This window comes from Brassicibacter thermophilus (assembly GCF_055378355.1).
Window position 1 is genome coordinate 2,449,835 of record NZ_AP042446.1, and the last position, 12,039, is coordinate 2,461,873.

Consider the following 12,039-nt stretch of genomic DNA (forward strand, 5'->3'; position numbering starts at 1 on the left):
ATCTCAAGAGTATTATATCACAAATATACAGCATGTCAACATTTATTTTGACACATAAGTCGATAATAAACATCCTATAATAATGTTGTTACTCGATAGCTAATGCTAAAGACAATAATACCTGCAGCTATAACCCCACTAGATATAGCCAACAATGCACTCTTGAAATCAATATTAAAAAAAGTCGCTGCTAGACACCCAGTCCAAGCTCCGGTAGTTGGAAGAGGAATAGCTACAAGAAGAAATAACCCTAATGTACTATATTTCTTTACTTTTGCACTTCTCCTAATAGTCCTTTTTCTTATCCATGCTAATATTCCTTCAAATATTTTAAATTTCCCTAAAAATCTAAATATCGGTTTTAAACATAATAATAATACAGGAACAATTAATAAATTCCCTATAATGCTTAATATTGTACTATGTAAAGGACTAAAGCCAAGCTTTATGCCAAAAGGTATTGCCCCTCTTAGTTCTGATATAGGTGCTGCAGCAAGAGCTATAACCAAAAACTCATCTTTAATAACCTCTAATATCTCCCCCATATTTACCTCCGTATAAATAAATTCTGCTGATATTTATTATATATTATTAGACGGATAATATAAAGATTTTGCTCCCTATTCTTTAATAATATTTAGATTTAATATGCATTATTTTTTAATAAATCTAGGAAATTGCATAATAAAATAATTTAAAAAATTTAGCAAGGTTAAATTTTTGTACGACATAGTAATTATGCTATTTTCTCAATCTAATAAAAAATAGTGCATATATAAGAAAATATGAGATATTTCTTATATTATGACACTATTTCTTAAAATCCATTGATATTTAGCAGATATTAAGCTTTGAAATAAGTTGCGTATTACTATATAATATCAATTTGTAAGCAGCGGGGTGTAGCGCAGTTTGGTAGCGCACGTGGTTTGGGACCATGGGGCCGGGGGTTCGAGTCCCTCCACCCCGACCAAAAAGAAAAAACAGCATGAATGCTGTTTTTTCTTTTTTTTGACTTTTTCCTCATGTAATACATTTGTAATGAAAATATAATCTTATTTAATAAATAAGTATTATATAATACATATAAGGTTAAAATCTGCAAAAGAAAAGGAAGGATATAATGAAGAGAATATTAGGAGCTATGAGAAAAGCTATAGAAGAGTACAAACTAATAGAAGACGGAGACAAAATAGGAGTAGGCCTATCTGGAGGTAAGGATAGTATGCTACTATTATATGGATTGAAATTATTCCAAGGCTTTAGTCCTTACAAATTTGATTTGGAAGCCTTTACTATAGACATGGGATTTGAAGGCTTTGATTTATCACCTGTAGAAGAATTTTGTACAAAGATAGATGTTCCTTATACAATAATTAAAACTCATATAGGAAAAGTAGTATTTGATTTGAGGAATGAAAAAAATCCTTGTTCACTTTGTGCAAAAATGAGGAGAGGAGCTCTTCACAATGCTATAAAAGAAAAAAACTGTAATAAGGTTGCACTAGGCCATCACAGTGATGATGTCATAGAAACCCTTTTTATAAGTATGTTTTATGAAGGAAGGATTAATACTTTTTTACCTAAAACCTATCTCTCAAGAAAAGATATACACGCTATTAGGCCTATGATATATCTAACAGAACATCAGGTTATAGGTGCAATAGAAAAATACAAAATACCAGTAATAAAAAGTCCATGCCCTATGGATAAAAAAACTAAAAGGGAAGAAATAAAATTAATGTTAAAAGATATATATAAAGAAATCCCTGAAGCTAGGGAAAGAATAATGACTGCAATAAGAAATAAAGACCAAGTTAAACTATGGGAATAAAATATAAGGAGCTGATATCATGAATAGGTATATCAAGAAAATAGCAATAGGCATCACATCTCTGTCTTTGTTATTTTCAAGTTTTACATACAGCTTTGCAGATAATAATTTCTTAATTTATGACAGACGAAATATAGAAAATATTTCTAGCGGCATAGTACATGAACATATTCAGCAGTTTAGAGCCCAAGGTTGGTGGAATATAAATGTACTTTGGATAGACTTAGATGATGAGTACACAGAATTAGGAACTCTTATTAGTAGTAAAGGAATATCTTCCCGTGAAAAATTAACTGATATGATGAAAAAAGAAAATGCAGTTGCAGCAATAAATGGTGATTTTTTTGATACTCTTAATAATCATTCAAGCCCCTTAGGAGCTACTGTCAACAACGGTAAACTCATATCTTCACCAAACAATCCTCAATATGCATTACCTGTTTTTTCATTGGACAAAGATAAAAATCCACTTATTTCATACTGGGATATGACATTAATGGCCATTCCTGAAGGAGGCGAACCAATAATTCTATCAGCAGTAAATAAAGAAAGCAAATTTCATGAAGAAATCATATTATATGATAAAAATTGGGGTTTAAAGTCTTTAGGAAATATATCTTTTAACGATATGATTGAAATAGTAATCGTAGATGATATTGTAAAAGATGTAAAAATAGGACAAGAACCTGTTGAAATACCTGAAAATGGATATGTACTTTCAGGAAGAGGAAAAGTAAAGGACACCCTTTTAAATAATTTTAAAATAGGACAAAATGTGAAATTAGAAATAAATACAAATCCAAATTATGAAAAAATTGCTGCAGCAATCGGCGGTGGATCAATATTAGTTAAAGACGGTAAAATATCTGATTTTAAAATAAATATAAAAGGAAATCATCCAAGAACAGCTTTAGGTATAACTAAAGATAAGAAAAAACTTATGCTAGTTACAATAGATGGCAGAGATACTTCTTTTAAAGGAGTTAGTCAAGAAGTTTTAGCAGATATTATGATATCATTAGGAGCTTATGATGCAATAAATTTTGACGGCGGCGGTTCTACAACTATGGCTGTTAAATCAATAGAAGATGAAAATCCAAAAATAGTAAATAAACCTTCTGACGGTAGCGAGCGAAGTATAGTAAATGGTTTAGGGGTATTTAACAATGCACCTCAAAGCTCTTTAAGCTACATAAAAATCTTTACTGAAGATACAAAAATGTTTGTAAACACTACTAGAACATTTTATGTAAAAGGATATGATAAATATCATAACCCTGTAGAAATAAATGAAGATAAAGTGAAATTTTATATTGAAGGAATAGAAGGTGATTTTGACGATAATAAGTTAATTGCACTTAAACCAGGCATAGGTACTGTAAAAGCAAAATATGGATCAAAAACTGATGAAATACAAATACAAGTACTTGATGAAATAGAAGACATTGAGTTTGCAGCAGATAAATTTTCTATAAATACATCTAGCGAAAAAGATCTTGGAACAATATATGGTAAAGATAAAGAAGGCTATACAGCAATAATAGAGCCAAATGATATAGACTGGACTATAACAGGAAATATAGGTAGTGTAAAAGACGGCATCTTTTATAGCAGTGACAAAGCAGGAGCTGGTGCAATAACTGCAAAAATACAAAAGGGAGTAGAGAGTATACTAGTATCCGTAGGATATAAAGAAATACAACTTGAAGACTTTGATGATTTAGATAATATAAAACTCACAACATATCCTGAAAATGTTACAGGAAAAATCTCCCTTAGTAGTAAGTCAAAAGAAGGTAAAAAGTCTGTGAAACTTCAATATGATTTTACTGAAACAGATGCTACTAGAGCTGCTTATATTAAGTTTGGAGATGACGGCATACAATTAAAGAATGTGCCACAAAAGATAGGTATGTGGGTCTACGGATATGAAAATGGAAACTGGTTAAGAGGAACTATAACTGATAGTAACAACAAAACTTATAATATAGATTTTACAAGCCATATTGACTGGAAAGGTTGGAAGTGGGTTACAGCTGATATCCCTGCACATATAACTTCCCCTATAACATTAAATAGAATATATGTAGTAGAAATAAACCCAATGCATAAAGACGAAAGCAAAATATATGTTGATGACCTTAAAGCTCTTTACCCATCATCATTTAATACTATGGTACTTCCAATATCAACTAAGGTAGAAGACGAAAAAAATAAGAAGGTAGAAGTAGAAGAAAATGGATACAAATTTATATTGACTAACGGAATAGACAATCTTGATAATTTGTTAAAATATCAAATTGCCAATAAAATAAAAGATGAAGCAAATGAATCAGATTTAGCAATATTTATGGGAAATTTAAATAATAAATTTTTACAAGAAATCAGTAATCCTACTTCTCAAGTAACAAATGGTTACTTTAAATTTACTCATAAAGATACATTATTTATCCAATTGGACGATACTGAAGGAGGAATAAGATCTACAAATCCAACACAATGGATTGAACTTAAAAACTCACTTGAAAATGCATCTGAAAAAAATATCTTTCTTCTTATGCCAAAACCTATATTTGGAGATAAAGGTTTTACTGATAAAATGGAAGCAGATTTATTGCATGAAATTCTCTCTGAATACAAGCTTAAGGGTAAAGATATATGGGTGATATATCAAGGAGATACTACAGATGTAGAGTTAAGAGACGGAATAAGGTATATGTCAATAGAAAATAAGATACCTCAAAATACTTCTGAAATATTTGATTTAAAATATATACAATTTACCGTAAACAATGGAGATATAACTTACGAAATTTTGCCTCTATATGAATAATATTGATCATAAAATATGGGTGTAATCATTACACCCATATTTTATATCTTCATAAACATCTATATCTTCTGATTTAATTCTCAATGTAAGTATTGTCCCAACAGTAAATATAGTAAGCACAAGAATTAATAAAGTATAAAATACCCTCCTATTTTTCAAATCTTATTCTCCTTTCATATCTCTTATAATCAAAAAATCTTACAATTCCATCATACAATTTTTTCACTATTTTATAGTATTTACATTTGTCTTATATTTATACTTATCTATTTTGGTTATATTATCTTTCGTTTTCTCATATATTCTATTAATTAAAGAAATAGGAACAGAGAAAGTATACTTTCTATTAAATTTAAAACTAGTTTCCTTATATAAGGAGGATATGTTCTTGAATAAATTTGATCAACTAGAAATATATTATAAGGATTTCGCAAGCTCAATAATTATTGGAGAGTATTTAAGAAATACATTAGATGAAAATACTATAATTCTTTGTATAGGAACAGACAAATGTATAGGCGATTCTCTAGGCCCTATAATAGGGACAATTCTTAAAAGAAGAGGATTACCACTTCATGTATATGGAACACTTCATGAACCTATCCATGCACTTAATATTGAAGAAAAATTAGCAGAAATAACTGCAAAACATTCTTCTGCATTGGTGGTAGCTATCGATGCGTGCTTGGGGAAAACAGATAATATAGGGACAATTCAAATAAAAAAATCACCTATTGTTCCAGGAAAAGGAGTAGGAAAGCTACTTCCTTCTTTAGGTGACATATCTATAGTAGGTATCATAGGGAGTGCTAAAAATGACTTTAAACAAAGTCTTCAAAACATAAGACTTTCTTTCATCTTAGACATGGCTGAAACTATAGCAGAAAGCTTTTTTTACGCATTTTAAAAAAGAGAGCACATTATATTGTACTCTCATTCACCGATATCTACATTTATAAGATCATACAATTTAGAAACTAATCTACAAGCTTCACCTCTAGTCAAATAATCAGATGGTCTAAACTTACCATCAGTAGTCTCCATCATTTCTCTTGATAAAACACTTCTTATACTATTTAGCCCTTCTTCTGAAGAAATTTGTTCTTTATCTAACAAATCTATTTTCTTATCAATATTATCAATATCTACCTCATTATCAATATCTACCTCGCCTAAAATTCTAGTTGCTATAATCGCTGCTTCTTCCCTCGTAACACAGTTTTTAGGTCTAAAGGTATTGTCTTCATACCCTTTTATTATTCCATGATTACTTACAGAAATTACACTATTTAACGCCCATTTAGAAACTTTATATATATCATTATAATCAATCAAATAACCCTCTGGGTCTAATTTTAATGCCTTAGCAATAACAACACTTAATTCTTCTCTATTGATATATTTATCTGGATAAAAATATCCATCAATTCCAGTTACTATTCCAGCATTATAAAGTTTTAATATGTACTCTTTATCCTTATTATTTTTTATATCTTTAAAAGGATATTCATCATCAGAAGTTTTAATTATCCAATTTCCTACAACCCAGCCGTTAATATTATCTTCTTCATTTTGAACTTTATACCAATAATATCCATTTTTTAAAACAGGTCCTTCCGCTATATCAAGAATCGTACCACCTTTTAATAAAGCTATTTGGCTACCTCCAGGAACATCTCGTAATCTTAAGTTACCGTTTGTATCTACTTTTACCCTATCTCCAATATTATATTTAATTATATCTCCCTCATGGAATTGTTCTGGTGTTTCAAAACTCATATCTTTACTTGGCAATCCTTCTTTAGGTAATAAGCTAGAATCTATAGGTGTTATTTCTTGACCGTATTCATTTTTTGCCACCATATATACTAACTGTTGAAATGTATACTTCTTTTTATTAGTATTAGGATTATTGCTATCAGCCCATCCATTGTATGCCCATAAAGCAAAATACCAGTGTTCTAATATATTTGGATCCATATTCCCTATTTTAGGCAATATCTCATTAGCCATAGCCCATTTGGATAGAAGAACCTCTGCTCCAGCTTCTATATTATAATCGATATCATACTTAAGTCTATTATCATCAAAAATACCGTTTTTATTATAAATCTGCATAAGCCCTATACTGCCTCTACTTCCAGTATATACCGAACCATCTGAATTATATTGCTTAAATACACTCTCAACCCTAGCAATAGATTTAAGAATAACACTTGGAATGCCTCTTCTTTTAGCTACATCTTCAATTTTTTTCTCAAGTTCTTCTCTAGGAGGATTGGTATATGTATTTTGTCCATAAACATGACTATTAATAAAGGCAAATACAAATATAAAACTCAAAACAAAACTAAATAGCCTCTTTAACATAAATTTGCCTCCCCGACCGTATTATTAATAAATATATATAATTTTTTCAATCTAATTTTTTGGATTACAGTTATAATGGGTGTTATGATTAACCTGCAATTCATGAGGTTTAAGAAGATTTAAATAAATAAAAAGATTATCAATAAATATTTCATATGTTACATCTTTTTTATATAATAAGTAATTATAGACTAGGTCTCTTCCTATCTGTTCGAGGGCTTGTGACATTTCTTCTTCTGTGACATCAATCCTTACTCCTTTTCTTATATATATATCCTCCTCTATTTTAGTTTTAACCTCAGAAAACATGCCACTACACATCCTTTATATATTGTAAAAATTGTTTAAATTTCATAAAGGATTTTATCACATTTTAAAACTAGATACAACTAAAATCTAACTTATTTGGCATATGTACATTTATTTTACTTTTTAAATTAACTTTTTTAGAATATCTACAAATTTTTCATATGTTACATCTTTTTGAAATATAAGATGGTCATAAACTATATCTTTACTAGCCATTTCTAAAACATAATCTAATTTATCATAAATTTTTTCTTCATTCTTTTCTCCATTTTGATGTATAATGTCTTTCATTAGTTCTTTTTTTAGTTTGTCAAACACAATATCTCCCCCTATGTAGGACTTTGTAATTATTTTATCATAAAATTCCCCATTTTGCAGCATTTCAATAATAACATATATATCCTATGCTAGGATTATCTACGAGGTGATTTAAATGTCATTTGGCAATAGACTAAAACAATTAAGAGAGGAAAGAGAACTAAAACAAGAGGAATTAGGAAAAATCTTAAATGTAAGCCGACAGTCCATAAGCAATTACGAAAATGGATTGAGATTTCCAAATGATGAAAAATTTTTAATTAAGCTTGCAAATTTCTTTGATGTTTCATTAGATTACTTATTAGGTTTATCAAATGTAAGAATAAAAATTAATGATAAAAAATTTAATACATATCTTAACTTTGGGAGAATAAAAGAAATGTCAGAAAAGTATGAATATGAAAAAAATAAAGCTTTAGAAAAGCTCTTTCAAGAAGTAGATACTTTGCCAGTAAAAACAATCGAAAAAATAACAGCAACTATAAAATTGTTTAAAGAAAATTTCTAAAACAAAGTGGAGATAGCTTTATCAGCATCTCCACTTTGCAAATAATAAACTTAATATATTAATTTTTACTTTCAAAACTATTTACAGCTTTAACAACCAATCCTGAAAGTCCAACTAAAGCAATCAAGTTTGGAATTACCATAAGGGCGTTAAAGGTATCTGCAAGCTCCCAAACAAAATCAACTTTTAAAGTTGTTCCTAAAACAATCATAATAGGTACAATTATTCTATAATACTTAACAAACTTTACTCCAAACAAATACTTAATATTCATCTCTCCAAAGAAATACCAACCAATTATAGTTGAAAATGCAAAGAAAAACAGTGAAATTGCTATAAAATAACTTCCTATATTTCCTAAACTACTAAAACCTACTTCAAATCCTTTTTGAGTTAATTCTGCTCCAGTTAATCCTGTATTTAATACGCCTGTAGTTAATATTACAAGTGCAGTAAGTGTACATACTATTCCAGTATCAACTATAACACCTAATATTGCTACAAGTCCTTGTTGTACTGGATCTTTAACTTTTGCTACAGCATGAGCATGTGGTGTTGAACCCATTCCTGCTTCATTAGAAAATAATCCTCTAGCTACTCCATATCTTATAGATTCCTTAACAGTAGCGCCAATAAATCCGCCTGTAGCAGCTTTTGGGTTAAATGCACCATATACAATCATCTTAAATGCTGGAATGATATTTGAGTAATTAATAAAAATAATAATAAGTGCTCCAATTATATATAATACAGCCATAAAAGGTACAACTTTTTCTGTAAATGAACCTATACGTTTTACACCACCTGAAAATATCATAAAAGCAAGAATTGCAATAAATATTCCCACGATAATTCTAGGAGTATTAAATGCGCTATTTACTGCTAACGCTATAGAATTTGACTGAACCATATTTCCCATAAAACCTAATGCAAGAATTATTGTTACAGCAAAAAATCCTGCTAAAAACTTACTTTTTAGTCCATATTTAATATAGTATGCCGGACCACCAACTAATTCCCCATTATCACTTTTCCTAAATAACTGAGCTAATACAGCTTCAGCAAATATCGTTCCCATACCAAAAAAACCACTTATCCACATCCAAAATATAGCACCTGGTCCACCAGATACTATAGCAGTAGCTACACCAGCTAAGTTACCTGTACCAACTTGTGCTGCTATTGCAGTAGCTAATGATTGAAATGATGACAAACCTACTTCTTTGGATTCGTTTTCCTGCTTGCTAAATATTTGCCTCATAGCAGTTTTTAATTTAGTTACTTGTATAAACTTAAGCTTAAAAGTAAATAAAATTCCTGTTCCTAATAATGCTATAAGTAATACTGGGCCCCACAAAAAAGAATTAATACTTTTAATAAAGGTTAATAACGCATCACTATTCATTTTTTACCTCCTAATAGTAGATTTAATTAGTTGAGAAAATAAGTAAAGTTATAAAATTTTAATGTGGAATTTATTTTTTATTGGTTCTTGATTTCCTTTAATTAGAGTATATATTCTTAGTTACGTGAAGTTTCAAAAAGTATCAAATTATAATTTAAAATTGTTAATTTTTTATCAGTTGAGGAAATTGCATAAAAAAAAAGAGCTAAAGCCCCATACTTCTAATCTTCTATAATATAAAATACCATTCCATCCAAAAATTTTTTCAAATTTACCTTTCCTCTTTTCCTTCCTTTACCTCTTATATAATCCATCTCAATTTTAACTTGTTCAAAACTATAAAGTCCGTTTGAATACTCAACAAATGTCTCATTCATATAATCCTCAATACCTAAATTAGCTAGGTTAATCAAACCAACTGTTGCTGTTCTTCGTATCCTTTGTTCCATTGACTTTGTCTGGTCAGTAAAATTTTCTAAAAGCTCTGTAATAGTAAAATCATTCATGTTTTTATGATTTTTAACAAGATAGCTTACAACATCTATTATATCCTTACTTCCAGCCTCTCCAATAATCCCTACCCTTTGCATTATTTTGTTTATTTTCCATTCTATTTTATTTTCGTCATTTTTATTATTATTAACTTTACTAGGTTTTATATCATCAACTTTTACAAGCCTTTGAATCTGACCTATAGCTCTCTTAAGATTTATTCTTTCAGATACTTTTCTTATAATATTTTCAATCTCTAAAGCATTTATAGGTTTATATACATAGTATTCAACACCATGTTGATATGCTTTACCAATCATATCCTTAGATGAAACCTGAGAAATCATGATAAACTCAATATCACTTTTCACTTCTTTTATTTCTTTAACAAGATGAATTCCATCTTTACCTGGCATGAGCAAATCAACTAATACTATATCTAGATTTAGCTCTAGTATCTCCTTTTTGGCAGATATTCCATCCATAGCAAACCCCACAACATTACCTAAATTTCTATCGTTTATAATCCTTCTTAATATATTTACAATGTTCAAATCATCTTCAGCAATGTATATATTCAACTATTATCCACCTCCAAAGATTTTCTTGGAATACTAACCTCAAATGTAGTCCCATCTCCTATACTCGAATATACCTTTATATTACCTTTTAGCCTGTTTTCTACTATATCTTTAGCAATGGTCAGTCCTAATCCTCTATTTATATTGCCTGTATTATAATCTATTTTAGTAGAAAAACCGGGAGAGAATATGTGTTTTAAATCCTCGTCTTTTATACCTGTACCATTATCTGTAATTTTAAAAATATGATTATCTTCATTAGTTTTATGAACTAAGTAAATCTCCCCTTTTTCACCTTTTTCACGTACTGCATCTAAAGCATTCATTAGAAGATTCCTAAATATAGATATTAGATAAAAATGTGATGATGTAAAAAAATTTTCACCCTCTTTAACTTGAAATTTAACTTTTATACTCTTGTCTTTAGTAAAATTCACCATTCCTTCACTAAGTATGTCAATAATATCATTAAAATTCATTCCATCACTTTTTACTCCTATTTCAGTTATCTCTTTTACCCCGTAAAGAACTAGTTGATAATCCTTTTTTATCTCATGAATATCTTTAGCTATATTGATAGAATCTTCTATCCAAGTATCTTCTTCTCTTTTATTAATAATCTTTTCATAAAGTCCATATGCTCTTGACATAACTTTTTCAATATAATCCATATTTTTCTCCATTAAATACATTTCAGATTTTAGTTTAGAAGAAATTACTAAAAATTTTCTATACCTTTCAGCATTTTCTCTATTAATGAGTAATATCTTGTAATATTTTAATCCATTTAATATAATCCATACTATAAAAGATCTGATTATTGCAACAATTAATAGTGTCCACATAATGCCATAATTTAACTTTATTAGTCCTACTTGAGCTCTCATAAACATTTCTGTTCCATTAGAAAGAATATCGCTTATAAAAACTATATAAAGCATATTATTTAATTTCGACGTAAAACCTTTTCCCATAAGCACATTTATAGAAGTTCCAAAAACTATGTAAAAAAATACTTCAGGGAAAAATGATATCAACCCTTGTCCTAATGTTCCTCCTCCTATCATAAAGACTAGCACTCTTAATATATAAACAAATATTCCTGATATAACACCAGTAATTATTGTATTTAATTTTCTGTAAAAATAATAAATTATTGAAAATGCGATAATTCCTCCGGAAATCATAAAGTCATGCGTAAATAAAGATAAATCTATTTGAGAAGCTACAGTTATCGCTATTATTGCTAAAACATGTTTTTTTGCTTTTCCCATATTCACACCTCGTTAAAAATATTTACTGCTATAAGTATATAATAATTTGTATCTTCAATAAAGGCTTTGATACTTGAGGAAATTGCAAAATTTCTTGAATTATTTTATTATGCAA

12 protein-coding genes and 1 tRNA gene are annotated in these 12,039 nt (G+C 29.0%); 5 read left to right on the forward strand and 8 right to left on the reverse strand.

The window, feature by feature from the left end; all coding sequences use genetic code 11:
* Positions 1–74: 74 nt before the first annotated feature.
* The gene (locus ACZ41D_RS11750) at positions 75–545 is read right to left on the reverse strand and encodes a COG2426 family protein (RefSeq protein ID WP_464151598.1); all 471 of its coding nucleotides are present in this window, start codon (positions 543–545) and stop codon (positions 75–77) included.
* Positions 546–896: 351 nt separating this feature from the next.
* Between ACZ41D_RS11750 and ACZ41D_RS11755 the strand changes: the two genes are divergently transcribed.
* From ACZ41D_RS11755 to ACZ41D_RS11765, 3 genes are all read left to right on the forward strand, one after another.
* Positions 897–973: transfer RNA gene (locus ACZ41D_RS11755), tRNA-Pro, on the forward strand.
* Between the two features lie 150 nt (positions 974–1,123).
* Positions 1,124–1,834 carry a tRNA 2-thiocytidine biosynthesis TtcA family protein gene (locus ACZ41D_RS11760; protein WP_464151599.1) on the forward strand — a complete coding sequence of 237 codons (711 nt, stop codon included), beginning with the start codon at positions 1,124–1,126 and terminating at the stop codon, positions 1,832–1,834.
* Positions 1,835–1,853: 19 nt separating this feature from the next.
* Positions 1,854–4,667 (forward strand): phosphodiester glycosidase family protein, encoded by a 2,814-nt coding sequence (locus ACZ41D_RS11765; protein ID WP_464151600.1) that lies wholly within the window; start codon positions 1,854–1,856, stop codon positions 4,665–4,667.
* Between the two features lie 6 nt (positions 4,668–4,673).
* On the opposite strand, the gene ACZ41D_RS11770 is transcribed toward ACZ41D_RS11765, so the two are convergent.
* Positions 4,674–4,826: a hypothetical protein gene (locus ACZ41D_RS11770; RefSeq protein ID WP_464151601.1), complete on the reverse strand. Its 153-nt coding sequence runs from the start codon at positions 4,824–4,826 to the stop codon at positions 4,674–4,676.
* A 229-nt stretch (positions 4,827–5,055) separates the two neighbouring features.
* Here ACZ41D_RS11770 and yyaC point away from each other — a divergent pair, with 229 nt between their 5' ends.
* Complete coding sequence (gene yyaC / locus ACZ41D_RS11775; RefSeq protein WP_464151602.1) at positions 5,056–5,574, forward strand: spore protease YyaC; 519 nt, start codon at positions 5,056–5,058, stop codon at positions 5,572–5,574.
* A 26-nt stretch (positions 5,575–5,600) separates the two neighbouring features.
* Here the strand turns inward: yyaC and ACZ41D_RS11780 are convergent, their stop codons facing one another.
* From ACZ41D_RS11780 to ACZ41D_RS11790, 3 genes are all read right to left on the reverse strand, one after another.
* Complete coding sequence (locus ACZ41D_RS11780) at positions 5,601–7,037, reverse strand: S-layer homology domain-containing protein (RefSeq protein ID WP_464151603.1); 1,437 nt, start codon at positions 7,035–7,037, stop codon at positions 5,601–5,603.
* Positions 7,038–7,088: 51 nt separating this feature from the next.
* Entirely contained in the window at positions 7,089–7,346 is a 258-nt protein-coding gene (locus ACZ41D_RS11785) for a hypothetical protein (protein ID WP_464151604.1), read from the reverse strand.
* A 123-nt stretch (positions 7,347–7,469) separates the two neighbouring features.
* Complete coding sequence (locus ACZ41D_RS11790) at positions 7,470–7,664, reverse strand: hypothetical protein (RefSeq protein ID WP_464151605.1); 195 nt, start codon at positions 7,662–7,664, stop codon at positions 7,470–7,472.
* A gap of 115 nt (positions 7,665–7,779) precedes the next feature.
* Here ACZ41D_RS11790 and ACZ41D_RS11795 point away from each other — a divergent pair, with 115 nt between their 5' ends.
* Positions 7,780–8,172 (forward strand): helix-turn-helix domain-containing protein, encoded by a 393-nt coding sequence (locus ACZ41D_RS11795; RefSeq protein WP_464151606.1) that lies wholly within the window; start codon positions 7,780–7,782, stop codon positions 8,170–8,172.
* Between the two features lie 58 nt (positions 8,173–8,230).
* Here the strand turns inward: ACZ41D_RS11795 and ACZ41D_RS11800 are convergent, their stop codons facing one another.
* The 3 genes from ACZ41D_RS11800 to ACZ41D_RS11810 form a co-directional block, all read right to left on the reverse strand.
* Complete coding sequence (locus ACZ41D_RS11800; protein WP_464151607.1) at positions 8,231–9,577, reverse strand: alanine/glycine:cation symporter family protein; 1,347 nt, start codon at positions 9,575–9,577, stop codon at positions 8,231–8,233.
* Between the two features lie 221 nt (positions 9,578–9,798).
* Positions 9,799–10,650, reverse strand: a complete 852-nt coding sequence (locus ACZ41D_RS11805) for a response regulator (RefSeq protein ID WP_464151608.1) — start codon at positions 10,648–10,650, stop codon at positions 9,799–9,801.
* A complete protein-coding gene (locus tag ACZ41D_RS11810; RefSeq protein ID WP_464151609.1) occupies positions 10,647–11,924 on the reverse strand; it encodes an ATP-binding protein in 1,278 nt (425 codons plus the stop codon). Before ACZ41D_RS11810 ends, ACZ41D_RS11805 begins: the two co-directional genes overlap by 4 nt.
* Positions 11,925–12,039: the final 115 nt, after the last annotated feature.

What these genes read in the sequence shown, in the direction of transcription:
- ACZ41D_RS11795 (WP_464151606.1), top strand. Translation starts at nt 7,780, where the DNA reads ATGTCATTTGGCAATAGACTAAAACAATTAAGAGAGGAAAGAGAACTA.
- ACZ41D_RS11760 (WP_464151599.1), top strand. Translation starts at nt 1,124, where the DNA reads ATGAAGAGAATATTAGGAGCTATGAGAAAAGCTATAGAAGAGTACAAA.
- ACZ41D_RS11750 (WP_464151598.1), bottom strand. Translation starts at nt 545, where the DNA reads ATGGGGGAGATATTAGAGGTTATTAAAGATGAGTTTTTGGTTATAGCT.
- ACZ41D_RS11765 (WP_464151600.1), top strand. Translation starts at nt 1,854, where the DNA reads ATGAATAGGTATATCAAGAAAATAGCAATAGGCATCACATCTCTGTCT.
- ACZ41D_RS11785 (WP_464151604.1), bottom strand. Translation starts at nt 7,346, where the DNA reads ATGTTTTCTGAGGTTAAAACTAAAATAGAGGAGGATATATATATAAGA.
- ACZ41D_RS11810 (WP_464151609.1), bottom strand. Translation starts at nt 11,924, where the DNA reads ATGGGAAAAGCAAAAAAACATGTTTTAGCAATAATAGCGATAACTGTA.
- ACZ41D_RS11780 (WP_464151603.1), bottom strand. Translation starts at nt 7,037, where the DNA reads ATGTTAAAGAGGCTATTTAGTTTTGTTTTGAGTTTTATATTTGTATTT.
- ACZ41D_RS11800 (WP_464151607.1), bottom strand. Translation starts at nt 9,577, where the DNA reads ATGAATAGTGATGCGTTATTAACCTTTATTAAAAGTATTAATTCTTTT.